General features: G+C 52.8%; 21 protein-coding genes, 3 tRNA genes and 1 pseudogene. All 25 read right to left on the reverse strand.

Going from position 1 to position 25,081, the window contains the following annotated elements:
* Nucleotides 1-3 precede the first annotated feature (3 nt).
* A complete protein-coding gene (locus E1162_RS05405) occupies nucleotides 4-1,671 on the reverse strand; it encodes a ribonuclease J (protein ID WP_155127975.1) in 1,668 nt (555 codons plus the stop codon).
* Between the two features lie 49 nt (nucleotides 1,672-1,720).
* Entirely contained in the window at nucleotides 1,721-2,488 is a 768-nt protein-coding gene (locus E1162_RS05410) for a biotin--[acetyl-CoA-carboxylase] ligase (protein ID WP_155127978.1), read from the reverse strand.
* A gap of 10 nt (nucleotides 2,489-2,498) precedes the next feature.
* Nucleotides 2,499-3,941, reverse strand: a complete 1,443-nt coding sequence (gene nuoN / locus E1162_RS05415; protein ID WP_155127981.1) for an NADH-quinone oxidoreductase subunit NuoN — start codon at nucleotides 3,939-3,941, stop codon at nucleotides 2,499-2,501.
* Nucleotides 3,942-3,959: 18 nt separating this feature from the next.
* Nucleotides 3,960-5,483 (reverse strand): NADH-quinone oxidoreductase subunit M, encoded by a 1,524-nt coding sequence (locus tag E1162_RS05420; RefSeq protein WP_155127984.1) that lies wholly within the window; start codon nucleotides 5,481-5,483, stop codon nucleotides 3,960-3,962.
* Nucleotides 5,483-7,474 (reverse strand): NADH-quinone oxidoreductase subunit L, encoded by a 1,992-nt coding sequence (gene nuoL / locus E1162_RS05425; protein ID WP_155127987.1) that lies wholly within the window; start codon nucleotides 7,472-7,474, stop codon nucleotides 5,483-5,485. Before nuoL ends, E1162_RS05420 begins: the two co-directional genes overlap by 1 nt.
* A 7-nt stretch (nucleotides 7,475-7,481) precedes the next feature.
* Nucleotides 7,482-7,790: an NADH-quinone oxidoreductase subunit NuoK gene (gene nuoK / locus E1162_RS05430; RefSeq protein WP_155127990.1), complete on the reverse strand. Its 309-nt coding sequence runs from the start codon at nucleotides 7,788-7,790 to the stop codon at nucleotides 7,482-7,484.
* Nucleotides 7,791-7,873: 83 nt separating this feature from the next.
* Complete coding sequence (locus E1162_RS05435; RefSeq protein ID WP_155127993.1) at nucleotides 7,874-8,488, reverse strand: NADH-quinone oxidoreductase subunit J; 615 nt, start codon at nucleotides 8,486-8,488, stop codon at nucleotides 7,874-7,876.
* Between the two features lie 82 nt (nucleotides 8,489-8,570).
* The gene (gene nuoI / locus E1162_RS05440) at nucleotides 8,571-9,059 is read right to left on the reverse strand and encodes an NADH-quinone oxidoreductase subunit NuoI (RefSeq protein WP_155128260.1); all 489 of its coding nucleotides are present in this window, start codon (nucleotides 9,057-9,059) and stop codon (nucleotides 8,571-8,573) included.
* A gap of 45 nt (nucleotides 9,060-9,104) precedes the next feature.
* The gene (locus tag E1162_RS05445; RefSeq protein ID WP_155127996.1) at nucleotides 9,105-9,305 is read right to left on the reverse strand and encodes a hypothetical protein; all 201 of its coding nucleotides are present in this window, start codon (nucleotides 9,303-9,305) and stop codon (nucleotides 9,105-9,107) included.
* 46 nt (nucleotides 9,306-9,351) lie between these two features.
* Nucleotides 9,352-10,401: an NADH-quinone oxidoreductase subunit NuoH gene (gene nuoH / locus E1162_RS05450; RefSeq protein WP_155127999.1), complete on the reverse strand. Its 1,050-nt coding sequence runs from the start codon at nucleotides 10,399-10,401 to the stop codon at nucleotides 9,352-9,354.
* 9 nt (nucleotides 10,402-10,410) lie between these two features.
* A complete protein-coding gene (gene nuoG, locus E1162_RS05455; RefSeq protein WP_155128002.1) occupies nucleotides 10,411-12,507 on the reverse strand; it encodes an NADH-quinone oxidoreductase subunit NuoG in 2,097 nt (698 codons plus the stop codon).
* Nucleotides 12,508-12,511: 4 nt separating this feature from the next.
* Nucleotides 12,512-13,810, reverse strand: coding sequence for an NADH-quinone oxidoreductase subunit NuoF (gene nuoF, locus E1162_RS05460; RefSeq protein ID WP_155128005.1), 1,299 nt, complete (start codon nucleotides 13,808-13,810; stop codon nucleotides 12,512-12,514).
* Nucleotide 13,811: 1 nt separating this feature from the next.
* Entirely contained in the window at nucleotides 13,812-14,615 is an 804-nt protein-coding gene (gene nuoE, locus E1162_RS05465; RefSeq protein WP_155128008.1) for an NADH-quinone oxidoreductase subunit NuoE, read from the reverse strand.
* Nucleotides 14,615-15,799 (reverse strand): NADH-quinone oxidoreductase subunit D, encoded by a 1,185-nt coding sequence (locus E1162_RS05470; RefSeq protein WP_155128010.1) that lies wholly within the window; start codon nucleotides 15,797-15,799, stop codon nucleotides 14,615-14,617. Before E1162_RS05470 ends, nuoE begins: the two co-directional genes overlap by 1 nt.
* Before the next feature lie 11 nt (nucleotides 15,800-15,810).
* The gene (locus E1162_RS05475) at nucleotides 15,811-16,413 is read right to left on the reverse strand and encodes an NADH-quinone oxidoreductase subunit C (RefSeq protein ID WP_155128013.1); all 603 of its coding nucleotides are present in this window, start codon (nucleotides 16,411-16,413) and stop codon (nucleotides 15,811-15,813) included.
* Between the two features lie 51 nt (nucleotides 16,414-16,464).
* Nucleotides 16,465-17,049 carry a NuoB/complex I 20 kDa subunit family protein gene (locus E1162_RS05480; RefSeq protein ID WP_155128016.1) on the reverse strand — a complete coding sequence of 195 codons (585 nt, stop codon included), beginning with the start codon at nucleotides 17,047-17,049 and terminating at the stop codon, nucleotides 16,465-16,467.
* Nucleotides 17,040-17,405: an NADH-quinone oxidoreductase subunit A gene (locus E1162_RS05485; RefSeq protein WP_155128019.1), complete on the reverse strand. Its 366-nt coding sequence runs from the start codon at nucleotides 17,403-17,405 to the stop codon at nucleotides 17,040-17,042. Before E1162_RS05485 ends, E1162_RS05480 begins: the two co-directional genes overlap by 10 nt.
* 616 nt (nucleotides 17,406-18,021) lie before the next feature.
* Nucleotides 18,022-18,098, reverse strand: a tRNA-Asp gene (locus E1162_RS05490).
* 47 nt (nucleotides 18,099-18,145) lie between these two features.
* A tRNA-Asp gene (locus E1162_RS05495) sits at nucleotides 18,146-18,222 on the reverse strand.
* A 417-nt stretch (nucleotides 18,223-18,639) separates the two neighbouring features.
* Nucleotides 18,640-19,125, reverse strand: coding sequence for a hypothetical protein (locus E1162_RS05500; protein WP_155128022.1), 486 nt, complete (start codon nucleotides 19,123-19,125; stop codon nucleotides 18,640-18,642).
* Between the two features lie 172 nt (nucleotides 19,126-19,297).
* Nucleotides 19,298-19,373 (reverse strand) — tRNA-Val (locus E1162_RS05505).
* Nucleotides 19,374-19,590: 217 nt separating this feature from the next.
* On the reverse strand, nucleotides 19,591-19,866 hold the full coding sequence (gene hbs, locus E1162_RS05510) for a non-specific DNA-binding protein Hbs (RefSeq protein ID WP_155128025.1): 276 nt from the start codon (nucleotides 19,864-19,866) through the stop codon (nucleotides 19,591-19,593).
* A gap of 188 nt (nucleotides 19,867-20,054) precedes the next feature.
* On the reverse strand, nucleotides 20,055-22,484 hold the full coding sequence (gene lon, locus E1162_RS05515; protein WP_155128028.1) for an endopeptidase La: 2,430 nt from the start codon (nucleotides 22,482-22,484) through the stop codon (nucleotides 20,055-20,057).
* Between the two features lie 361 nt (nucleotides 22,485-22,845).
* Nucleotides 22,846-24,112, reverse strand: a pseudogene (gene clpX / locus E1162_RS05520) (ATP-dependent Clp protease ATP-binding subunit ClpX).
* Between the two features lie 248 nt (nucleotides 24,113-24,360).
* Nucleotides 24,361-24,999 (reverse strand): ATP-dependent Clp endopeptidase proteolytic subunit ClpP, encoded by a 639-nt coding sequence (gene clpP, locus E1162_RS05525; RefSeq protein WP_155128031.1) that lies wholly within the window; start codon nucleotides 24,997-24,999, stop codon nucleotides 24,361-24,363.
* Nucleotides 25,000-25,081 lie beyond the last annotated feature (82 nt).

A 25,081-nucleotide genomic window follows, 5' to 3' on the forward strand; every position in this document is an offset into this window, starting at 1 on the left:
GCGCTAGATTTTACGCACAAGCGCCTTGCATTGGGCTTTTTTGCCCCAATGCTCCAGCACGCAGAAGCGCGCCGCCCTGCGCGATGCTTCACGCACCAGTTCCACATCTTTGCGACGGGATTTTGGAATGGAGATCACTGCGCCATATACAGCTTCGCGCACCAGTTCTTCCATCGGGTCACCATCAAGGTTTTCTTCTGGAATGCCCATCAGCACAACATCAATGTCCTCATAGAGGTCACCCTTGGTTGTGACAGCCAATGAGACAACGATAGAACCTGCAAAGGAGAGCTTGCGGCGCTCTTGTACGCCCATCTCTTCCGGTGTGCCGATAAGCTTGCCATCTTTAACGGTGAAGCCCACAGGAGCTTCGTCGATAACAGAAAGCACGCCCGGGAACAGCTTGATCACATCGCCGTCGCGAATGATCGCCGTGTCCTTAATGCCGTGCGACTGAGCGAAGGCTTTATGAGCGGCCAGATGGAGAGGCTCGCCGTGTACTGGTACAAGGCGCTTTGGTTTGAGCAATTTGTATAGCTGTTCCAGTTCACCGCGGCGCGGGTGACCGGAAACGTGAACCAGTGCATCACGGTCAGTGATGACGTTCAGCCCCTGCCCCACCAGATTGTTGATGACGCTGTTTACCGCCTTCTCGTTACCCGGAATTGTGCGGCTAGAGAAGATTACTGTATCACCTGCTGTCAAACTGATCTGACGGTAATTGTCTGTCGCGATACGAGCCATTGCCGCGCGGTTTTCACCTTGCGAACCGGTGCACAGCGCCACCACTTTGTTTCGTGGTAGTACAGCATAAGCTTCTTCTTCACGAAACGGCGGCAGGCCATCAAAATAGCCAAGGTCCCGTGCGATTTCCGTAATACGCGCCATTGAACGGCCGACGACAACAACCTCACGGTCTGCTGCGCGGGCTGCTTCTGCCACCGCACGCATACGTGCAACGTTGGAGGCAAACGTGGTTACGGCGACGCGGTTCTTTGCCTCTTTAATGAGGCGGGTCAACTCTTTTTGAACGTCGGCTTCAGACGGGCTGGTTCCATCGCGAACGGCGTTTGTACTGTCGCAAACAAGAACGTCCACACCCTCGCGACCAATCTCAGCCAGGCGGTCCAGATCAATCGGCTTGCCGATACCCGGCTGCATGTCGATTTTCCAGTCGCCGGTGTGCAGCGCCATATGACCGCCAACGCGGATAGCAATCGCACATGGCTCCGGAATGGAGTGGGTCATAGTCACCAGCTCGATGTCAAAAGGACCAACATCGAAGCGGTCTCCCTGATTGACAACGGTAACCGGGATTTCCAAGCCGTCAGAGTCACTTGCAAGCTTTGCTTCAAGTAGACGTGCAGTAAACGGTGTCGCGTAGACTTGCGCGCCGATCCGCTCCCAGAGATAGCTCAGTGCGCCGTAGTGATCTTCATGGGCATGGGTAATCAAAATGCCTGCGATCTGGTCTTTGATCTCTTCCAGATAACGCACATCAGGCAGTACCAGATCAACGCCCGGCAGCTCAGGACCAGCGAAGCTGATGCCAAAGTCAACGACGAGCCATGTGCGGTCGTCTTCCGGTCCCCAGCCATAAAGGCCAAGGTTCATGCCAATTTCACCAACGCCGCCGAGCGGCAGAAATACGAGCTGGGAGGTGCTCGACATTCAAATCTCCTTAAACCCAGATATCGGGTCGCTTAATGCCAGTTGCCTATCAGGTAAAAAATACGTCGCCTGCTGTTACCAGCGTGGTTGTACCATCTTCGCGCTTTACTATCAGGCGTCCTAAGTCATCTATGTCGATAAAGATACCTTTAAATTCGCTTGCACTTAATCTGACGCGAATTTCCTTGCCTCTACCAACTGCCTTGTCCAGCCACGCAGAACGCACGAGAGTAAAGCCCTCAGTGCTTTCCCATTTACCGATCCAGCTTTGCAAACTCGCTGCAAGTTCCAAGAAGACACGGTCTGTGTCAACCTGATAGCCAAGAGAGCGGAGGGATGTGACTTTGTAGTCTTCAATATCGGGATGATGCTGACAGTTCACACCGAAACCACAGACAACATAGGCAGTCTTATCGCTTGCAGGAACGCTCTCAAGAAGAATGCCGGAGATCTTAGCACCGTCCACCAACAGGTCATTGGGCCACTTGAGCGAAACAACGCCGATCTGCCCAATGGTCTTTTCAACCGCCTCCGCCAATGCCAGCGCAGCAACGAACGGGATCTGCATGAGCCGCTCAGCATCCCTTGGAAGTTGAAGCAGTACGGATGCAAACAGGTTGCCTGTTTCAGAAGTCCAAGCGCGGCCACGCCGCCCCCGCCCGAGTGTCTGCTTATCGGCCCGTACCCAAAGATCGCCCGTATGGCCCGCCTTTGCGCGTTCCATTGCCAGCGTATTAGTAGAGCCCAGCTCTTCGTAGTGTTCCAAGAAAAAGCCCGGCGCGCTTGGCACCGGGCCTTTAAATTTCGCGTAGTTCATTCAGTTCACTTTAAAACAGTGCATTTGCCGCTGTAGAGGCAGCGTCAATGAGGCCGCTCGGCAGGGCAAAGAACAGCACCACAACAGCGCTGGAAAGCCCTAGAACGATCTTCATTTCGCCAGACATCGGCAGGAACACATCATTCGCTTCGTCAAAGAACATAACCTTGATGATGCGAAGATAATAGTATGCGCCGACGACACTTGCCAGAACACCAATAATGGCGAGTGGATAAAGCTGGGCCTGAACCGCTGCAATGAACACATAGAACTTGGCAAAGAAGCCAATGAACGGAGGAATACCAGCCAGCGAGAACATGAGGAACGCAAGCAGAATTGCCATTGGCAGGTTGGTGCGGGAAAGCCCTGCAAGGTCCTGAATGTCTTCCACCATGCCGGTTTTGCGGCGCATGGAAAGAATACAGGCAAACACACCAAGGGTCATGGCAAGGTATGCAGTCATGTATACTATGACACCTTCCACACCAACAGGTGTGCCAGCTGCAAGACCAACCAGCGCATAACCCATGTGACCGATGGATGAATATGCCATCAGACGTTTGATGTTGCGCTGGCCAATAGCTGCGAACGCACCCAGAACCATGGATAGGATGGATACGAAGACGATGATCTGCTGCCAGTCAGTTGCGACGCCGCCAAGCGCATCAACAAGCACGCGAACCAGCATGCCGAACGCTGCGATTTTTGGCGCTGCTGCAAAGAACGCTGTTACTGGTGTTGGCGCGCCTTCATAAACGTCCGGAGTCCACATATGGAACGGAACAGCGGAAATCTTGAAGCAAAGACCAGCAAGCAGGAACACAATGCCGAATACTAGGCCGATAGAAGCGCGTTCCTCGGTCAGAGTGCTTGCAATTGCGGAGAACTCTGTCTGGCCGGTAAAGCCATAGATGAAGGACATACCGTAGAGCAGCATACCGGAGGACAAGGCACCCAGTACGAAGTACTTGAGGCCCGCTTCTGTCGAACGCACCGAGTCACGGTTGATTGCAGCAACCACGTAAAGCGCCAGAGACTGCAGTTCAATCGCCAGATACATGGCAATCAGATCGCCCGCAGAAAGCATCAGCATCATACCGATGGTCGCAAGAACGATGAGGATCGGATACTCGAAGCGGTCAAAGTTCTGCGAGCGCGCGTACGCCACTGACATGGCGATGGCAAAGCCCGAGCCCGCGAGCACTAGTATCTTCAGATAAACCGAGTAAGCGTCTTGAACGAACGCACCGTTGAAGACAACGCCGTAATTTGGGCTAAGCAGCAAAATGAGTGCTGCAGCAGCGATGAGAGCCACGCACAGTCCGGTAACCACCGGTGTGGACTGCTCTCCGCCAAACGCGCCGAACAGAAGCAATAGAAGGGCACCGCCAGCCAGAAAAAGCTCTGGCAGGATCGGTAGCAATTGAGAAAACTGGAACATTTCAGCCTGCATGATCTCAGATCCCCCGCTCTACTGAACGACTGCTGCAGCTTGTTGACCGGCATTCACGCCAGCCTCCACAGCAGCTTCGTAGTGAGTAATCAGAGCATCCACGGACGCCTGCGTCACATCAAGAACCGGCATTGGATAGAAGCCGAAGAAGATGGTTAGAACAACAAGCGGAACAAGGATGACCTTTTCACGTCTGGAAAGGTCCAGCATGGATTTAAGGCTTTCCTTATCAAGCACACCGAAAACGACGCGGCGATAAAGGAAAAGCGCATAAGCGGCGGAGAGGATGACACCGGTTGCAGCAAACAGCGCTACCCAGGTGTTGACGCGGAATACGCCGATAAGGGTCAAGAATTCACCCACGAAGCCGGAGGTTCCCGGAAGGCCCACATTCGCCATGGTGAAAATCATAAAGGCGACAGCGTATTTCGGCATGTTGTTGACGAGACCGCCATAGGCCGAAATCTGTCTTGTATGCATGCGGTCATAAATCACGCCCACACACAGGAACAGCGCAGCCGACACAATTCCGTGAGAGAGCATCTGGAAGAGAGCGCCCTGAATACCTTGAGCGTTTGCTGCAAAGATACCCATGGTCACGTAGCCCATATGCGCCACAGAAGAATAAGCGATCAGCTTTTTGATGTCTTCCTGAGCCAGTGCCACAAGCGAGGTGTAGATGATCGCTACCACCGACAGCGTGAAGACAAACGGCGTAAAGAACTCACTTGCCAGCGGGAACATTGGCAGGGAGAAACGCAGGAAGCCGTAACCGCCCATTTTCAGAAGAATAGCTGCCAGCACGACAGAACCGGCTGTTGGCGCTTCCACGTGAGCATCCGGCAACCATGTATGCACCGGCCACATTGGCATCTTCACCGCAAAGCTTGCGAAGAAGGCAAGCCACAGCCATGTCTGCATGCCAGCCGGGAAGTTGTAGGTCATCAGCGTTGGAATATCGAGCGTACCGGCCTGCCAGTACATTGCCATGATAGCAATGAGCATGAGCACCGAACCGGTTAGCGTATACAAGAAGAACTTGTAGCTTGCATAAACGCGGCGCGGGCCACCCCAAACACCGATGATGAGGAACATCGGAATAAGGCCAGCTTCAAAGAACACGTAGAACAGGACCAGATCCAGCGCACAGAACACGCCGATCATCAGCGTTTCAAGCACCAGAAACGCGATCATGTATTCCTTCACACGCTTATCTACGCTTGTCCAGCTTGCCAGAATGCAGAACGGCATCAGGAAAGTGGTGAGGATGACGAACAGCATGGAGATGCCGTCAACGCCCATGTGGTAGGAGAACGCGCCGCCGAGCCAGTCATGCTTCTCCACCATCTGGAAGCCTGGGTTTTCATAGGTAAACCCGCCCCAGATGAACAGAGAGATCACAAAGGTGAAGCATGTTGTGATCAGAGCCACGCGACGGATATTCGTTTTTGCTTCTTCATCATCACCGCGAACGAGCATGATGAAGAATACGCCAACGAGCGGCAGGAAGGTGGTTATGGAAAGAATGCTCCAATCGCTCATTACAGGGCTCCCCCGCCCGCAAACATGGACCAGGTGATGAAGAAAGCAACACCGATCAACATGGCAAATGCGTAGTGATAGATATATCCGGACTGCAATTTAACGACACGAGCCGTAACCTGCTGGACGCGAGCGGCGACACCATCTGGGCCGAAGCCATCGATGACCGATCCATCGCCGGACTTCCATAGGAACCGTCCGATTTTGAAGGCCGGACGAACGAAGAGGAAGTTATAAAGCTCGTCGAAGTACCACTTGTTGAGAAGGAAGCGGTAGAGCACATCGTGGCGCGCTGCCAGAGCTTTCGGCATATCAGGCTTGGAGATATAGAACACCCAAGCAACGATGAAGCCCAAAACCATCATAACGAACGGAGAGGCAATAACCCATTTCGGGACGTTGTGCATCTCGTGCAGTATGTGATTTGCATCAGATGTAAACAGAGCGCCTTTCCAGAACGCGTCGTAGGCATCACCAGCGAAGAACGTTTTGAAAACTGGCCCCGCAAAAACCGCGCCCATTGCAAGAATGAGAAGTGGCACAACCATTACCCACGGGCTTTCGTGAACGTGGCTCATGACATCGGCAGAAGCTTTTGGCTTGCCGAAGAAGGTCATAAACACCAGACGCCACGAATAGAACGAGGTCAGGAACGCTGCAAAAACGGTCATCCAGAACGCGTAACCTGCGAAGGCATTTTGGCCGACATAGGCAGCTTCAATAATCGCATCTTTGGAGATGAAACCAGCCGTACCAAGCGGTATTCCATAAATGTAAATGAACGGAATACCGAAGCCGGTGAGCGCCAGTGTACCAATCACCATGGTCCAGTAGGTGTATGGAATGTGCTTTCTAAGACCGCCCATCTTGCGCATGTCTTGTTCATCCGACACGGCATGAATTACGGAACCTGCACCTAAGAACAACAGCGCCTTGAAGAACGCATGTGTGAACAGGTGGAAGATACCAACGCTATAAGCGCCCACACCCAAAGCCACAAACATGTAGCCAAGCTGGGAACAGGTGGAGTAGGCAATCACGCGCTTGATGTCGTTTTGTACGCAGCCAACAGTCGCCGCAAAGATCGCGGTAGTACCGCCAATGAGCGTTACGAACGTAAGAGCTGTTGGAGACAGTTCAAAGATCGGGGACAGGCGCGCAACCATGAACACGCCTGCTGTTACCATGGTCGCAGCGTGGATGAGTGCGGATACTGGCGTTGGGCCTTCCATCGCATCTGGCAACCAAGTGTGCAGCATGAACTGCGCAGACTTACCCATGGCGCCCATGAAGAGCAGAAGACAAACAACAGTCAGTGCGGTGTCTGGATCCAAACTGTAGCCCAAGAACTCCAGCACTGGCGTCTGGCCTTGTGCAATCGCACCGGCCGTAGAAAAGATGCTGTTAAAGTCCGTCGATCCGAAGATAACGAAGACACCCGCGATACCCAAAATAAAGCCGAAGTCACCCACGCGGTTGACAACGAACGCTTTAATAGCCGCAGCATTTGCAGATGGCTTTTTGAACCAGAAACCGATGAGCAGGTAGGAAGCAAGACCCACACCTTCCCAACCGAAGAACATCTGCAGAAGGTTGTCGGAGGTTACAAGTGCCAACATCGCGAAGGTAAACAGCGACAGGTAGGCAAAGAAGCGCGGACGGTCAGGATCATGGTGCATGTAGCCGATGGAGTAAACATGCACCAAAGCAGAGACCGAGTTGACCACCACCAGCATAACGACAGTCAGGGTATCAACGCGGATAGCCCAGTTGATATCCAGATTGCCGGACTGGATCCAGCTTAAGATGTTGTACTGAACCGCCGGACCGGAGCCAATGCCGACGCTGAAAAATGCGACCCACGACAGCAGCGCTGCGATAACCAGAAAACCGCTGGTGATGTACTCACTAGCTTTGTTGCCAAGCGCGCGACCAAAAAGACCGACGATCAGAAAGCCTAGTAGCGGTAGGAAAACGATTGCGGAATACATTCGCCACTCAGCCTTTCATTATGTTGATGTCTTCCACGGCGATAGAGCCGCGATTACGGAAGTAAACGACCAGAATAGCAAGGCCGATTGCAGCTTCAGCAGCTGCTACGGTTAGCACCATCAGCGCAAAGATCTGGCCAACAAGATCGTTCAGGAAGACCGAGAACGCGACAAAATTGATGTTCACTGCCAGAAGCAGCAGTTCGATGGACATCAAAATGACGATCACGTTCTTACGGTTCAGGAAGATCCCGAAAATACCGATCGTGAACAAAATCGCTGCAAGCGATAGATAGTGCGAAAGTCCGATTTCCATGGGCGCCTCGCTGTGCTCCCTCAAATTCAAGTTTGTTCCGCATTGCCAATGGCTACGGAGAGGAATTGTAATTTGAAGGGGACTTAAATCCCCTTACCACTCTTGACCTTGACCACTTCAATGGAGGTCTGCGGGTTACGTGCAACCTGCTGGGAAATGTCCTGACGGCGTACGCCCTGCTTGTGACGCAGTGTGAGCACGATGGCGCCGACCATGGCAACCAGCAGAATAAGGCCCGCAACCTGGAAGAAATAGATGTAGTGCGTGTAAAGCAGGAGGCCGATCGCCTCGATATTCTGGATCTCGCCTGCCGGAGGAATAGGCGCTGCGCCCTCACCCACGATCTGAGGTGCAATAACCCATCCACTTACGACCATCAGCAGTTCGACCAGCACGATAAGGCCGACCAATGCGCCAATAGGCAGGTATTGCAACACGCCCTGTCGCATCTGTGCGAAGTCAACATCCAGCATCATCACAACGAACAGGAACAGCACCATCACCGCGCCCACGTACACAACGACCAAAAGCATGGCGAGGTACTCGGCACCGATCAGCACAAAAAGGCCCGCTGCATTGAAGAAGCACAGGATGAGAAACAGTACCGAATGCACGGGATTACGCGCCGCGATGACCATAAAGGCCGATGCAACGGCTACGCCGGCAAACAGGTAGAAGAAAAGGGCCTGCAAAACCATGAAGGGTCGCCTTTTGTCTGTCGGTTTGAGCCTGCCGTATCAGCTTGATGCTACAGGCTCGGTGAATCCTAGCGGACTTCCCTTAACGATAAGGGGAATCCATTTCGATGTTCCGTGCGATCTCGCGCTCCCAGCGCGCCCCGTTTTCAAGCAGCTTTTCCTTGTCGTAGAACAGCTCTTCACGGGTTTCGGTCGCAAATTCAAAGTTTGGTCCCTCGACAATGGCATCCACCGGACACGCTTCCTGACAGAAGCCGCAGTAGATGCACTTGGTCATGTCGATATCATAACGGGTTGTGCGACGGGTACCGTCGTTGCGGCGCGGGCCAGCCTCGATGGTGATAGCCTGCGCCGGACAGATCGCCTCGCACAGCTTACAAGCGATACAGCGCTCTTCCCCGTTAGGATAACGGCGCAACGCATGCTCGCCTCTAAAGCGTGGGCTGACAGCCCCTTTCTCGAAAGGATAGTTAATCGTTGGCTTCGGCTTGAAGAAATAGCGCATGGCAAGAGCGAACGCCGAAACGAACTCCTTCAAAAGCAACGATTTGGCGGCTTGTTCTAGTCGCATAGCCACGATGCCTCTCCTTGGCAGAATAAACCGGATGCCCGCTTTTTAAAGCGCGGCGCCCGCCCAATAGCCGATGAGCGCGATACCGCCCATCAAGGCCACTAATAAAATTCCTCGCAGGTGGTTCTCGTGTTTTACGAGCCAGAGCGGAACCGTTTGTCCCGCCTCCTGCTTTTTCAAGATGGTTGCCTGTATCCGGCCAACGGCCATCTGCCAGTTCAACCACCCTATGTATGCTCCGATCAAGGCGCCTATTGCTCCAACCACCGAGATCATAACTAAAGCCCTCGCCTTATGGTGCCCAGCCCATTGCCATCAGCAAGGCTGCGGTTGCAAACACCATGAAGAGAGACAGTGGCAGGAACACTTTCCAGCCAAGACGCATCAACTGGTCATAGCGGTAGCGAGGAACCATTGCCTTCACCATGGCGAACATGAAGAACACCATGAGCGACTTGAGCGTAAACCAGATAATTCCCGGTACCCAAGTGAACGGCGCGATGTCTAGCGGCGGAAGCCAGCCACCCATGAACAAGATGGTGGTGAGCGCGCACATGAGGGCGATGGAAACGTACTCGCCGAGCATGAACATCATGTACGGAGTGGAGCCGTATTCCACCATGAAACCAGCGACCAGTTCGGATTCAGCTTCTGCCAGATCGAACGGAGGACGGTTGGTTTCAGCCAGTGCGGAAATGAAGAACACCACGAACATCGGGAAGAGCGGCAACCAGTACCAGTTAAGGAACGACAGCCAAGGCACGCCCAGACGTGTCGCCAGCCCTGTTTCCTGTGCCTGTACAATTGCAGTCAGGTTCAACGAACCCACGCAAAGCAGAACGGTAACAATAACAAAGCCGATGGAGACTTCGTAGGAAACCATCTGCGCTGCGCTGCGCAATGCAGAGAGGAACGGATACTTGGAGTTGGATGCCCAACCACCAATGATCACGCCGTAAACGCCCAGAGACGAAATTGCCAGTACGTAGAGAATTCCGACATTGATGTCGGCGATTACCCAACCCTCTGCCACTGGAACCACTGCCCACGCGGCCAAAGACAGCATCACTGTGATGAGTGGGGCCGCAAGGAAGAGTACCTTGTCAGAACCAGACGGAATGACAGGCTCTTTCAGTACGAACTTCAAAAGGTCGGCGAAACTTTGCAGCAAACCAAACGCGCCAACCACGTTAGGGCCTCGGCGGATCTGGACGGCTGCCCAGATCTTACGGTCAGCAAGAAGGATGTAGGCGATAACAACCAGCAGCACCACCATGAGCAGAACGCTCTGCGCCAGCATGATGATGAAAGGTAGGCCGTAATCACTCCAAAAAACAGACATAGCCTCCCCCTACTCTGCTGCCACGGCTTGCCGGCTTTTAGCCAGTGCCGAACATTCGGCCATGACCGCAGAAGCGCGAGCAATCGGGTTGGTGAGATAAAAATCGCTTACCGGAGATACGAAGGCACCGCCGAGAGCGGCATCGGTCTTGCCGGCGAGCTTTTCAACGTCTGAAGCGCTGCCCGGCACGATCTCGTCGATCATTGCCATATGAGGGTGAGCCTCATAGAGCTTTGCACGAAGCTGCTGGATCGTATCAAATGGCAACTGTGCACCGAGATGGCTGGAAAGTGCACGAAGCACCGCCCAATCTTCACGCGCTTCACCCGGCGCAAATGTTGCGCGAGGTGCGTACTGCACGCGGCCTTCAAGGTTCACATAGGTCCCAGGCTTTTCGGTGTAGGTCGCAGTTGGCAGGATCACATCCGCACGGTGCGCGCCGCGGTCGCCATGGGTACCCATGTAGACAACGAAGGCATCACCGAAGGAAGCCATATCCAGCTCGTCAGCGCCCATCAGGAATACGAGGCTGATTTCACCACTGGCTGCAGCCTGCTGGATAGCACCGGTACCCTTGCCGCCTTCCTGCGGAACGAAACCGATATCCAGACCACCAACGCGGCTTGCTGCCGTATGAAGAACGTTGAAGCCGTTCCAGTCGTCGCGCAGTGCACCAACCTTTTTGGCCAGTCCACTTGCAAGCGCCAAAACGTGCTCGCCATCTTCACGGGCAATCGCTCCGCTACCAACGATAATCAGCGGGTTCTGAGCTTTCTCAAGAGCGCTGTAGAAATCCAGCTTACCCTTGGAGAGTTCAGAAAGTGATTCAGGACCAGCGCCTAACCATTTGTAATCATAGGTCAAATCAACCTGCTCACCAATAACGGCGATTGGCAGGGATTTAGCACGCCATGTCTTGCGAATACGGGTATTGAGAACCGATGCTTCAAGACGTGGGTTGGCACCTACGATCAGAATTGCATCAGCATTTTCAATAGCTTCGATGGAAGTGTTAAAGAGGTAGCTCGCACGGCCCAAGGATGGATCAAGCACTGAGCCATCCTGACGGCAGTCATAGTTTGCGCTACCCAGATTATCCATCAAGGACTTCAGCGCATACATATCTTCGACAGAACACAGGTCACCGGCAATCGCTGCTGTACCGGAAGCTTCTGCTGCCTGCGCCTTCTCGGCAATAGCTGCAAACGCTTCTTCCCAAGTTGCAGGCTGTAGGCGGCCATCACGCTTCACATATGGGCGATCAAGACGCTGTGTCTTCAAGCCGTCCCAGATGAAGCGGGTCTTGTCAGAAATCCACTCTTCGTTCACAGCCTCATTTAGACGCGGCATGACGCGCATCACTTCGCGGCCACGGCTATCAACGCGAATTGCGGATCCCACAGCATCCATAACGTCGATGCTCTCGGTCTTGGTAAGCTCCCAAGGACGCGCATTGAACTCGTATGGACGGGAAGTCAGCGCCCCTACCGGACAAAGGTCGATCACGTTGCCCTGCAATTCAGAGGACAGCGCGCTTTCCAGATAGGTCGTGATTTCAGCATCTTCACCGCGACCAATGAGGCCCATTTCGGAGATACCGGCAACTTCTGTAGTAAAGCGTACGCAGCGAGTGCAGTGAATACAGCGTGTCATAATCGTTTTGATCAATGGACCGATGTATTTGTTTTCTACCGCGCGTTTGTTCTCGTGATAGCGGGATGTATCAACGCCGTATGCAATGGCCTGATCCTGCAAGTCACACTCACCGCCCTGATCGCAAATAGGGCAATCAAGCGGGTGGTTGATCAGCAGGAACTCCATAACGCCTTCACGCGCCTTTTTGACCATTGGAGACTTGGTCAGCACCTCTGGCGGCTGACCTTCCGGCCCCGGACGCAGATCGCGCACATTCATTGCGCAAGAAGCAGTTGGTTTCGGCGGGCCGCCCTTTACCTCAACGAGGCACATACGGCAGTTACCGGCGATTGAAAGACGGTCGTGGTAACAAAAGCGCGGAATTTCCGCCCCTGCTTCCTCGCAGGCCTGCAAAACGGTGTAATCCGCAGGAACCTCAATTTCTTTGCCGTCGACAATAATTTTCTTCATAGCCTTACTCCGCAGCCAGTGTTGAGGCTGCCTTGCTTCGGGCAACGTATTGGTCAATACGATCTTCAATCACAGGACGGAAGTTGCGGATAAGACCCTGAATTGGCCATGCCGCAGCATCTCCGAGCGCACAAATGGTGTGCCCTTCAACCTGCTTTGTAACTTTGAAGAGCATGTCAATTTCTTCATAGGAGCTTTCGCCCTTGACCATGCGCTCCATCACACGCCACATCCAGCCGGTACCTTCGCGGCACGGCGTACACTGGCCGCAGCTTTCGTGCTTGTAGAAATAGGAAAGACGGGCAATCGCCTTGATGATGTCCGTGGACTTGTCCATGACGATCACCGCAGCTGTACCCAAAGATGAGCCAACATCCTTCAGGCCGTCGAAATCCATATAGGCGTCTTTGATATCCTCGCCCTTCACACAAGGAACGGAGGAGCCGCCGGGAATAACGGTTAGGAGATTATCCCAGCCACCGCGAATACCACCGCAGTGCTTTTCGATAAGCTCCTTGAAGGTAATGCCCATCTCTTCTTCTACGGTGCAAGGATTTTCAACATGACCGGAGATGCAGAAGAGCTTGGTACCGGCGTTGTTTGGACGACCAAGACCGGAGAACCATGCAGCGCCGCGGCGAAGAATGGTCGGCGCGACTGCGATGGACTCCACGTTGTTCACTGTGGTTGGACAGCCGTAGAGGCCCATATTCGCAGGGAACGGAGGTTTCAGGCGTGGCTGGCCCTTTTTGCCTTCAAGGCTTTCCAGCAGCGCTGTTTCTTCACCGCAGATATAAGCACCTGCCCCGTGATGGACATAGATGTCGAAATCATAACCGTGAACGTTGTTCTTACCGATGAGACCGGCGTCATATGCCTGATCGATCGCCGCCTGAAGGCGCTCACGCTCGCGAATGAACTCGCCGCGCACGTAGATGTATGCTGCGATTGCACCCATTGCAAAGCCCGCCAGAAGACAGCCCTCTACGAGGTGATGCGGATCATGGCGAAGAATTTCACGGTCTTTGCAGGTGCCCGGCTCGGACTCGTCGGCATTGACGACGAGATAGGCAGGACGGCCATCACTTTCCTTTGGCATGAAGGACCACTTCAAGCCGGTTGGGAAGCCCGCGCCGCCACGACCACGAAGACCGGAGGATTTCATCTCGTCGATGATCCAGTCGCGTCCCTTGACGATGATGTCTTTCGTGCCAGACCAAGAGCCGCGTTTTTTCGCGCCCTCTAAGCCCCAGTCATGCAGACCATAGATATTGGTGAAGATACGGTCCTGATCTTGCAGCATCCTAGCCCTCACCTTTTTCTGATTTTTCAGCTTTTGCCTTGGCGTATGCAGCATGGAAGTCGTTTACGCCTTCCTGCGCTGGCCGTGGCACACCCGTGTAGCCCTCACCGCCATCATTGATTGCAGCTCCGGCGTACTCGTGGGAGGCTTTCTCATTACCATCTACGATAAACGGTTTTGGATCGCCGCCAACGGTGCTGTCGTCAATGTCGGTAAGCGTTGTTGCACCAGAAAGCGGTGCAGCGAAACGACGGCCGTTCTGGGGACCCGGCGTTACTGGATTGCCTGCTGCGATATCGTCGATGAGCTTCTCAAAGGTTTCGATATCAAGGTCTTCGTATGTGTCCTTGAAAATCTGAACCATCGGCGCGTTTGAGCACGCTCCAAGGCACTCGACCTCTTCCCATGAAAAATCACCGTCGGAGGACAAGTCATGAGCCTTCTCAGCGATCTTGCGCTTACATACGCGGATAAGATCTTCTGCGCCGCGTAGCTGGCAAGGCGTTGTGCCGCACACCTGAATGTGGGCCTTTTTGCCAACCGGCTGAAGCTGGAACATGGTGTAGAAAGTTGCCACTTCCAGAACGCGGATTTTCGGCATACCCAGCAACTCAGCGACGACGCGGATTGCAGGTTCACAAACCCATCCATCGTTCTGCTCCTGAGCCCGCCAAAGGACGGGAATTACAGCAGAAGCCTGACGACCTTCAGGATAGCGCTCGATTGTCTTTTTCACCCACTCCAGATTTTCCGGTGTGAACTCAAAGCTCTCAGGCTGCTCGTGATGAAGACGACGCACACTCATTACCGGTCAATCTCCCCGAATACGATATCGATGCTACCCAGTACGGCAGCAACGTCTGCCAGAAGGTGTCCACGGGTCAGGAAGTCCATAGCCTGCAAGTGCGCAAAGCCCGGCGCTTTGATTTTGCAGCGGTATGGCTTGTTAGAACCGTCAGAAACGAGATAGACGCCGAATTCGCCCTTCGGCGCTTCAACAGCGGCATAAACCTCGCCTGCTGGCACGTGGTAACCTTCTGTATAAAGTTTGAAGTGATGGATGAGCGCTTCCATGGAGCGCTTCATCTCGCCGCGTTTCGGCGGCACAATTTTACCGTCGATGGAGGAAATCGGGCCTTTTTCGACCTTCAGCTTCTCCAGACACTGCTTCATGATACGAACTGACTCGCGCATCTCGAACATGCGAATGAGGTAACGGTCGTAGCAATCGCCGTTTTTGCCGATCGCCAAATCGAATTCCATTTCCTCGTAGCACTCGTATGGCTGCGACTTACGCAGATCCCATGCAGCGCCAGAACCGCGAACCATGACGCCTGAGAAACCCCAAGCCCACGCCTCTTCCAGCTTAACAACGCCAATATCGACGTTACGCTGCTTGAAGATGCGGTTGTCGGTAAGAAGCCCCTCGATGTCATCGAGCGTTTTAAGGAATGGATCGCACCATGCCTCAATATCGTTCAGCAGATCCTCAGGAAGGTCCTGATGTACACCGCCCGGACGCACATAGGCTGCATGCATGCGCGCGCCACATGCGCGTTCATAAAAGCCCATAAGCTCTTCACGCGGCTCAAAGCCCCACAGCGGTGGCGTCAGCGCACCAACGTCCATTGCCTGCGTTGTTACGTTCAGCAGGTGGGAGAGCAAGCGCCCGATCTCGGAGTAGAGAACGCGGATCAACTGGCCGCGGCGCGGAACAGTGATGCCAAGCAAACGCTCTACTGCTAGCGCAAAAGCATGTTCCTGATTCATCGGCGCGACGTAGTCGAGACGGTCGAAGTAAGGAACAGCTTGCAAATAGGTTTTGTGTTCAATCAGCTTTTCGGTACCGCGATGCAGAAGACCGATGTGCGGATCCACACGGGTAACCACTTCGCCATCCAGCTCAAGAACAAGGCGCAGAACGCCGTGTGCCGCCGGATGCTGCGGACCAAAGTTGATATTGAAATTTCGTACCTGAGCCTCAGCCATTAATCGTCGCCTCAGTTCGATGCTTTTTCGTCGCCAGGTAGAACATAATCTGTTCCTTCCCATGGAGACATAAAGTCAAAACTACGGAATTCCTGCGTTAGCTGCACAGGTTCGTACACAACGCGCTTGCGCTCGTCGTCGTAACGCACCTCAACGTAGCCCGTAAGCGGGAAGTCCTTACGCAGTGGGTGGCCATCAAAGCCATAGTCTGTCAGCAAGCGCCGAAGGTCTGGATGGCCGGAGAACAAGATGCCGTACATGTCGTAGGCTTCACGCTCGAACCAGTTCGCGCCCGGGAAAATTGGCGTAACGGATGGAACCTGCTCGTTGACACCGCAAGACACCTTCAAGCGAATGCGAAGGTTCTGCTTGGGTGAAAGCAGGTGGTAGACCACATCAAAGCGTTTTTCACGCCCCGGCCAGTCGACGCCACAAATATCAACCAGCGCAACAAAGCCGCAACGTGCATCATCACGCAGAAAACGAATGACAGGGACAATCTTTTGCGCATTCACGCGCAATGTCAGCTCGCCATAAGCGAAAGACCATTCTTCGATGCTTTCGCCTAGTGCAAGCTCAAGAAACTCACCCAGTTCGTTTAATGTATCGTCCATAGACAACGTCCCTATGCGTGTCTCTTAATTCGTCAGGTTCGCTGGCAAACCTTAACGTTCGATTGTTCCGGTACGGCGAATTTTCTTCTGAAGCAGAAGAACGCCATACAGCAGCGCCTCAGCAGTTGGAGGGCAGCCCGGAACATAAATATCTACCGGCACAACGCGGTCACATCCACGTACGACGGAATAAGAGTAGTGATAGTAGCCGCCGCCGTTTGCACAGGACCCCATGGAGATCACATAGCGTGGCTCTGGCATCTGGTCGTACACCTTGCGCAGCGCAGGAGCCATTTTGTTGGTCAGCGTACCAGCTACAATCATCACGTCTGACTGACGCGGAGAGCCACGGGGCGCAAAACCAAAACGCTCGCCATCATAGCGCGGCATGGACATCTGCATCATTTCCACTGCGCAGCATGCCAGACCAAAGGTCATCCACATCAAGGAACCGGTACGCGCCCAATGAATCAGGCTCTCGGTTGATGTGACCAGAAAGCCCTTGTCAGCCAGCTCATTGTTCACCTGCAAGAAGAACTTGTCTTCAGAACCAATCGGCTGACCAGTTACAGGGTCAATAATGCCCTTTGGCTGCGGCGTGATAAGCGGACCGTTATTGTTGGAGCTCAATCCCATTCAAGTGCCCCCTTCTTCCATTCGTAAGCAAAGCCCACTGTAAGTACGGCTAGAAACACCATCATGGACCAGAAGCCGAACCAGCCAAGATCACCAAAGGCAACAGCCCATGGGAACAGGAAGGCTACTTCCAGATCAAAAATGATAAACAGGATCGCTACGAGGTAGAAGCGGATGTCAAACTTCATTCGCGCATCATCGAAGGCGTTGAAACCACATTCGTAGGCGGAGAGTTTTTCAGAATCCGGATTTTTAAAGGCGAGGATAAACGGGGAGATAAGCAGTGCCAGACCAATAACGAGGGCAACACCTATAAAGACGACAATGGGAATATATTCCCGAAGCAGGTCTTCCATGGTTATTCGCGTCCTTACGCGTGGGGCCGACATTGGCCCACGATACTCAGGTTTTACGTTGGCTAATCGACCAATATAGTAACAAGCCACCCGCAAACCGACAAAGATAATCGCTCTGCAACGCACGATTAGCTTAGGCTCACCTTATAGGCAAGACCCCAAGAACGAGTAAATTTCCCTATATGCACGCTATAGGTTCTACGAAAACCTCCGAATGAGCATGCGCCATGCCAAAATCGGCGAAAAACCTAGGCATTCCATTTCTTGAGTAAATTAGTCATGTATTCAAAAAAAGTGGTCAACTTTTTCAGTATACCTAAGTAAATTTATTCAGAGCTTGAAAAAAGTGTTACCCGCCGTGCTTAAGGGTGCCTAGGCGGCCGCATTAACCTACTTTCCCAGCAACATATGCATGACGAAATTTACTCTACCAGTGATAGTAGAGGGTAGCCCTCACCTTTCGCACTACATTAAGCGCGATTTTCTGACGGCTCTGCGGGGAGATAGGATTGCGCGGGGATTTAGAAACAGAATTCGGATGCGGCAGACCATAGCCCAAATACGAAAAACGCGGTTTTGCCCGAAGACAGCCGCGCTTTTTCCGTATCGACTTGAGTGGCGCGAGTGACGGGGCTCGAACCCGCGACCTCCGGCGTGACAGGCCGGCACTCTAACCAACTGAGCTACACCCGCTCAACAAACTTTTATATTCCCTGTGGCGCCTTTCCCTCTAAAGGGAGTGGCGCGAGTGACGGGGCTCGAACCCGCGACCTCCGGCGTGACAGGCCGGCACTCTAACCAACTGAGCTACACCCGCTCCGTCTTTCTTCAGGGCAACTCGTTGTCGTCCTGAGGTGGGCGTGATGTACGGCTTGGACCGTCCGAAGTCAAGCGCCCTGAAATGATAGAACCAACATTTTTATGAATAACTGGTCTAACCTGTTAGAAAACGGCCCTAATTTGCGTTGCGATGTGGAAAAAACCCAGTTTTTCACAGCCATATTGCGGAGTTCTACATACCACAATCCCCAAGATCGGCAGCCGCATGCGAACAAACTTTTTTCAATTTTTTGCCCTAGATGCCGTAAGGTTCTTCAACACAGTCAAACTTTTGTCGCTGAACCTCCAAAAAATCTCGATTCGAGCATCATATTTTTCAAAAATAATCCCCTCCCCCTGACGATTAAGGGGAAGAGGAATAGTTTTTGACGTTCGCTATTGTAAAACTTGGCGATCAGTCACCTTCGCGCCAGTACACGACCCCTGCGGTCACCAGCCCAAACAACATATGACCCACAAGAGAAGCATAGGTGAGAGGAATAAAGCCGAGGAACGCTGGAAGGCCAGCGAAGATATGTGCCATGACATATAGAGCAAAGACCCAAAGGCCGACGCCAAAGCCAAGTCCAACGAGCCACCATGGCAAAAACGGTAGAACGACCTTTGCAAGCGGCCTTGCAATATAAAGATAACCGAGAGGGTAAAAGAGAACCCCGACTACGCCGTGAATGACTTCTGCAAGGATGAGATTGTTAAAGCCGAATACAGACTGCACGAGCGCTGCTGGCTGAAGAGGCCCGCCAACCCACAACGGGGTGATCATTCTGGCCCAGAACTCCCAAGTCAGATCAGCGGCGATACCCGCCAGCAGTGCGGTACCCAGGGTCGCCCATGTTAACGGCGGGCATATTGATCCGGGCTTATAATGGGTGTCGGTCATCGTCCTCTACTCCCGTTGCTCAAAGCGTTTGGAGCAGCCTAGGACAGACCTATCAATTCATTCCTAGGGATTTATGCGCAATACCACTAAAAGGCGCTCTATGGCCTTTAGGAAGCTTGATAGCGATTGGCGGAAAAAAGGCACAAAAAAACCGGCTAAGAGCCGGTGGGAATGGTGGGCGATGAGAGACTCGAACTCCCGACATCTTCGGTGTAAACGAAGCGCTCTACCAACTGAGCTAATCGCCCGTACAAACATAGTTGCTTGCCGTTGCGGTGGTGTATATGGGCCTGCTGTTAAGTTGGCAAGAGGAAATTTTGCATCCAGTGATAATCACTGTGAATTACTGGTGCTGCAACCCACTGAAATGCCACGCGAACCAATCATAGAAACGTTGACCGCATAAATAAAAACCCCGGAAGCTGGGAAAGCTACCGGGGCATGGAAAAGCACCAATCGGCAAACTTAAGCGTTTACCGCGTCCTTGAGGCCTTTGCCTGCTTTGAACTTAGGGGTCTTGGACGCAGGGATCTGGATTGTTTCACCAGTGCGTGGGTTACGGCCTTCAGTTGCTGCGCGTTCAGACACAGAGAAGTTACCGAAACCAATGATCCGAACTTCATCACCAGCCTTCAGGGTTTCGGTGATCGCTTCAAAAGCTGCTTCAACTGCTTCACCTGCCTGAGCTTTGGTCAGACCGGTTTTTTCTGCAACTGCTCCGATCAGATCATTCTTATTCATGACAGTCCCTTTCTAAAATAAATGGGGGAACGCTTAGATTCGTAACGCATTCCTTGATCGGACCTTCTAGCCATTTCCCATTCAAATCAAGACAGAAACCGCAGAATTCCGCCAATTTTCTGTAAGTATCAACCAAAAAAGCCTCGGAACTGGTCCGAGGCTTTCCCAGAGGTGACTTTTAAGGTGCCCTAATGGGCAACAACACCGGAAGACTTACCTTCCTTTGGAAGAGATTCCTGCGCTTTTGCTTGATCTTCTTCCGTCCATTTGATCGGCTCAGGCATACGTACAAGAGCGTGTTTCAAGACCTCATCCATGCGCGAGACCGGAATGATTTCCATTTCGTTCTTCACGTTATCAGGGATATCGGCAAGATCCTTTGCGTTATCCTGAGGGATGAGCACCTTGGTGATACCACCACGCAGCGCTGCAAGAAGTTTTTCCTTCAAGCCGCCGATTGGAAGAACGCGGCCACGCAGTGTGATTTCACCTGTCATTGCCACATCACGGCGAACCGCAATACCAGTCATCACAGAGATCACAGCCGTTGCCATTGCAATACCAGCGGATGGACCATCCTTCGGCGTTGCGCCTTCCGGCACGTGGACGTGCAATTCACGCTCATCGAACAGTGGCGGCTTGATGCCGAAGTCAACGGAACGGGAACGAACGTAAGAAGCAGCCGCAGAGATGGACTCTTTCATCACATCTTTGAGGTTACCGGTTACGGTCATCTTACCCTTGCCCGGCATCATGACACCTTCGATGGTCAGCAGCTCGCCGCCAACTTCAGTCCATGCCAAACCGGTTACAACGCCGACCTGATCTTCATCTTCCATCTGGCCAAAGCGGAAGCGCGGAACACCGAGGTAGGTTTCAACGACTTCCTCATCAACAGTGATGGACTTCTTATCGTTCATAAGAATGTCTTTCACTGCCTTACGAGCCAGACCGAAGAGTTCTCGCTCAAGGTTACGAACGCCAGCTTCACGGGTGTAAAGACGGATGACTTTGCGAAGCGCTTCATCAGACACTTCGAATTCACCCTCTTTCAGACCATGGTCTTTGATTGCTTTAGGCAACAGGTGACGACGGCAGATTTCCACCTTCTCGTCTTCCGTGTAACCAGCGATGCGGATCACTTCCATACGGTCCATGAGCGGACCTGGAATGTTCAGCGTGTTCGCAGTGGTCACAAACATTACGTTGGAAAGGTCGTATTCCACTTCCAGGTAATGATCCATGAATGCTGCGTTCTGTTCCGGATCGAGCACCTCAAGCAGCGCAGAAGACGGATCGCCGCGGAAGTCCATACCCATCTTGTCGATCTCGTCGAGCAAGAAGAGCGGGTTAGACTTCTTCGCCTTTTTCATCGACTGAATGACCTTGCCCGGCATAGAGCCGATGTAGGTACGACGGTGACCACGGATTTCCGCTTCATCGCGCACGCCGCCAAGGGACATGCGAACGAACTCACGGCCTGTTGCTTTGGCAATAGACTTACCGAGGGAGGTCTTACCAACGCCCGGAGGACCAACGAGGCAGAGGATCGGACCGCGCAGAGTGTTCGCACGCTTTTGCACCGCAAGGTACTCAACAATGCGCTCTTTTACCTTCTCCAGGCCGTAGTGGTCCTGATCGAGAATTTTTTCTGCCAATGCCAGATCGTTCTTGACCTTGGACTTCTTGCCCCAAGGAATACCAAGCAGCCAATCCAGGTAGTTGCGAACAACGGTCGCTTCAGCGGACATCGGGCTCATCTGCTTAAGCTTCTTCAGCTCAGCATTCGCCTTTTCTTTCGCTTCCTTGGAAAGACGGGTTTTTTCTACACGCTCTTCCAGTTCAGCAAGCTCGTCCTTGCCTTCTTCGCCATCACCGAGTTCTTTCTGAATGGCCTTCATCTGCTCATTCAAATAGTACTCGCGCTGGGTCTTCTCCATCTGCCGCTTAACGCGGGAACGGATGCGCTTTTCGACCTGCAGAACGGAAATCTCGCTTTCCATCATGCCCAGCACTTTTTCCAAGCGCTCGCTGACGGAAACAGTACCAAGAATGTCCTGCTTGTCCTGAATTTTGATCGCGAGATGCGATGCGATGGTGTCAGCAAGCTTGGAAGGGTCTTCGATCTGATTGACCGCGCCAAGGACTTCAGGTGAAACCTTTTTATTCAGCTTCACATAGTTCTCGAACTCGGCAACCACAGAGCGGCCCAAAGCCTCCACCTCAACAGCATCGGAATCTGCTTCCGGCAGGGTTTCCGCTTCGGCTTCAAACAGGTCTTCGCGGTCTGTAAAATTGGTGATCTGTGCACGTGCACCGCCTTCTACCAGCACCTTTACGGTGTTGTCTGGGAGCTTGAGCAGCTGCAAAACGGTGGCAAGTGTACCAAGGGTATAAATATCATCCGCTTCAGGATCATCATCAGCGGCGTTCTTCTGGGTTGCCAGAAGGATCTGCTTGTCAGAGGCCATCACCTCTTCCAGAGCGCGGATAGACTTCTCGCGCCCTACAAACAGCGGCACGATCATGTGAGGGAACACGACGATATCACGCAGTGGAAGAACTGGAAAAACAGCTTTCTCACCAGCTTCAACCATAGGCGTCTCGTTCTCGGTCATGTTGTATCCTTTCAAAGAGTACACGCACTTGGGAGAAGCACGGTACGGAAGGGCGCAATCCTCGAACCGTCCTTATTGGAACGGCTTAGCGGCCGAAATAGATCACCCCAATACGCGGGCATAACCTTTTTCGCCAGACTGCGTGTTCATACTATTAGGTGGCGACCATGCCCCTTGGTGTCAAGCGCTGAAACCGTTAGACCTTTAGCCATCTGTTGATAGGTGAGGCAGATAGGAACGCACCGTTACAATGTCAATGGCACAGCACATTTGAGCCCTGTGACAACACGTCTGACACCTACAAAAAATAAGGGCGCTGAAATTTCATTCCAGCGCCCTCTTAACTCGTTTTGAAACCTGATCAGGCGCTAGTAGCCGAGTTCTCCGCCCGGTCTTCGTAGATGTAAAGCGGGCGCGCTTCTCCATCTACAACCTCAGCAGAAATGACCACTTCCTTCACGCCTTTCAGACCCGGAAGCTCGTACATGGTTTCCAGAAGAATGGCCTCAAGGATAGAACGCAGACCACGAGCACCGGTTTTGCGCTCGATAGCACGGCGCGCAATCGCTTTGAGAGCATCTTCGTGGAAAGTCAGCTCTACGCTCTCCATTTCGAAGAGACGCTGATACTGCTTCACCAGAGCGTTCTTAGGCTCACTCAGGATTGTTACCAGAGCATCTTCGTCCAGATCTTCAAGAGTTGCGATAACCGGAAGACGGCCAACGAACTCTGGGATCAGACCGAACTTGAGCAGATCTTCTGGTTCCAGATTCTGGAAGAGTTCACCAGTCTTACGGTCTTCAGGAGCCATAACGGTCGCCTGGAAACCGATGGACGTGGAACGACCACGATCAGAGATGATCTTATCGAGACCGGCAAACGCGCCACCACAAATAAACAGGATGTTTGTGGTATCCACCTGCAGGAATTCCTGCTGTGGGTGTTTGCGGCCACCTTGTGGAGGAACGGACGCAACCGTACCTTCCATGATTTTTAGAAGCGCCTGCTGAACGCCCTCACCCGAAACGTCGCGGGTGATAGATGGGTTCTCAGCTTTACGGGTGATTTTGTCCACCTCATCGATGTAGACAATACCGCGCTGCGCACGCTCGACGTTGTAGTCGGCTGCCTGCAGAAGCTTCAAGATGATGTTTTCAACGTCCTCACCCACGTAACCGGCTTCGGTCAGTGTTGTGGCGTCTGCCATGGTGAATGGTACGTCGAGAATTCTGGCGAGTGTCTGAGCAAGAAGCGTCTTACCGCAACCTGTTGGACCAACGAGAAGGATGTTGGACTTTGCCAATTCCACATCGTTGTTCTTGGTTGCGTGGTTGAGGCGCTTGTAGTGGTTATGCACCGCGACAGAAAGAACCTTCTTTGCTTGTGCTTGACCAATTACATAGTCATCCAGAACCGCGCTGATTTCCTGCGGAGTAGGAATACCATCGCGTGTCTTTACCAGCGAAGATTTGTTTTTCTTCGCGGATAATGTCCATGCAAAGTTCAACGCACTCATCGCAAATAAACACAGTCGGCCCTGCAATGAGCTTACGAACCTCATGCTGGCTCTTACCGCAAAACGAGCAGTAAAGCGTATTCTTAGTGTCGCCGCCGCTGGCTTTGCTCATAAGTCGTAACCCCGCAATGTTTGGAAGGAAAAATGCCTTCCAGCCTTTATTAAACCGCCGATTTGTACCTTCGACGCGTCCTTCCGATTTAGCGCGTTTCCGCACCGGCTTCCAGTAGGAACCACCAGAAACTCTTAAGAAACCATCAAATATGCGATGGTTTCTGAAAAAGTCACCACTAAATTGTAATGGGTGCTCATAGGATTGCCCGTATGAGCACTTTTACCAACCTAGCTGGAAGAGACTTATTATTTAGCCTTATCCAGATTTGCAAGGCTATCTCGACTTTCGATCACATTGTCGATCAAACCAAAGGCCTTCGCCTCTTCAGCTGTCATGAAGTTATCGCGCTCAAGCGCTTCTTCAACAGCTTCCAGAGACTGGCCGGTGTGATCTACATAGATCTCGTTGAGACGACGCTTCAGCTTCAGGATTTCCTGCGCATGAAGCATGATGTCGCTTGCCTGACCACGGAAGCCACCGGATGGCTGATGCACCATGACGCGGCTGTTTGGCAAGGAGAAGCGCATACCCTTCTCACCACCTGCCAGCAGCAGAGAACCCATGCTTGCAGCCTGACCGATGCACAGTGTTGTAATCTTCGGCTTGATGAACTGCATAGTGTCGTAGATCGCCAAACCAGAAGTCACGATACCGCCCGGCGAGTTGATGTACAGCGCGATTTCCTTGTTTGGATTTTCAGCTTCAAGGTACAGCAGCTGAGAGCAGATCAAGGTCGCCATATGGTCTTCAACAGGGCCGGTCAGGAAAATGATCCGCTCTTTGAGAAGGCGAGAGAAAATATCATAGGCTCTTTCGCCGCGGTTCGTCTGTTCCACAACCATCGGAACCAAGCTGTTCGTGAAATACTCTACAGGGTCGGTCATGCATCATCCATTTTCTTAAAGAAACCACCCCTTGCAGGCAGCTTCCCCCGCAAAAACACCTCTGGAGCTTTCGCAGGACCTA

This window comes from Pseudovibrio flavus (assembly GCF_009711345.1).
In the GTDB taxonomy this organism is placed as follows: Bacteria; Pseudomonadota; Alphaproteobacteria; order Rhizobiales; family Stappiaceae; genus Pseudovibrio; species Pseudovibrio flavus.

Bases quoted from the DNA above. Each gene is read 5' to 3' on its own strand.
- E1162_RS05405 (WP_155127975.1), bottom strand. From the start codon at position 1,671: ATGTCGAGCACCTCCCAGCTCGTATTTCTGCCGCTCGGCGGCGTTGGT.
- E1162_RS05410 (WP_155127978.1), bottom strand. From the start codon at position 2,488: ATGAACTACGCGAAATTTAAAGGCCCGGTGCCAAGCGCGCCGGGCTTT.
- nuoN (WP_155127981.1), bottom strand. From the start codon at position 3,941: ATGCAGGCTGAAATGTTCCAGTTTTCTCAATTGCTACCGATCCTGCCA.
- E1162_RS05420 (WP_155127984.1), bottom strand. From the start codon at position 5,483: ATGAGCGATTGGAGCATTCTTTCCATAACCACCTTCCTGCCGCTCGTT.
- nuoL (WP_155127987.1), bottom strand. From the start codon at position 7,474: ATGTATTCCGCAATCGTTTTCCTACCGCTACTAGGCTTTCTGATCGTC.
- nuoK (WP_155127990.1), bottom strand. From the start codon at position 7,790: ATGGAAATCGGACTTTCGCACTATCTATCGCTTGCAGCGATTTTGTTC.
- E1162_RS05435 (WP_155127993.1), bottom strand. From the start codon at position 8,488: ATGGTTTTGCAGGCCCTTTTCTTCTACCTGTTTGCCGGCGTAGCCGTT.
- nuoI (WP_155128260.1), bottom strand. From the start codon at position 9,059: ATGCGACTAGAACAAGCCGCCAAATCGTTGCTTTTGAAGGAGTTCGTT.
- nuoH (WP_155127999.1), bottom strand. From the start codon at position 10,401: ATGTCTGTTTTTTGGAGTGATTACGGCCTACCTTTCATCATCATGCTG.
- nuoG (WP_155128002.1), bottom strand. From the start codon at position 12,507: ATGAAGAAAATTATTGTCGACGGCAAAGAAATTGAGGTTCCTGCGGAT.
- nuoF (WP_155128005.1), bottom strand. From the start codon at position 13,810: ATGCTGCAAGATCAGGACCGTATCTTCACCAATATCTATGGTCTGCAT.
- nuoE (WP_155128008.1), bottom strand. From the start codon at position 14,615: ATGAGTGTGCGTCGTCTTCATCACGAGCAGCCTGAGAGCTTTGAGTTC.
- E1162_RS05470 (WP_155128010.1), bottom strand. From the start codon at position 15,799: ATGGCTGAGGCTCAGGTACGAAATTTCAATATCAACTTTGGTCCGCAG.
- E1162_RS05475 (WP_155128013.1), bottom strand. From the start codon at position 16,413: ATGGACGATACATTAAACGAACTGGGTGAGTTTCTTGAGCTTGCACTA.
- E1162_RS05480 (WP_155128016.1), bottom strand. From the start codon at position 17,049: ATGGGATTGAGCTCCAACAATAACGGTCCGCTTATCACGCCGCAGCCA.
- E1162_RS05485 (WP_155128019.1), bottom strand. From the start codon at position 17,405: ATGGAAGACCTGCTTCGGGAATATATTCCCATTGTCGTCTTTATAGGT.
- E1162_RS05500 (WP_155128022.1), bottom strand. From the start codon at position 19,125: ATGACCGACACCCATTATAAGCCCGGATCAATATGCCCGCCGTTAACA.
- hbs (WP_155128025.1), bottom strand. From the start codon at position 19,866: ATGAATAAGAATGATCTGATCGGAGCAGTTGCAGAAAAAACCGGTCTG.
- lon (WP_155128028.1), bottom strand. From the start codon at position 22,484: ATGACCGAGAACGAGACGCCTATGGTTGAAGCTGGTGAGAAAGCTGTT.
- clpP (WP_155128031.1), bottom strand. From the start codon at position 24,999: ATGACCGACCCTGTAGAGTATTTCACGAACAGCTTGGTTCCGATGGTT.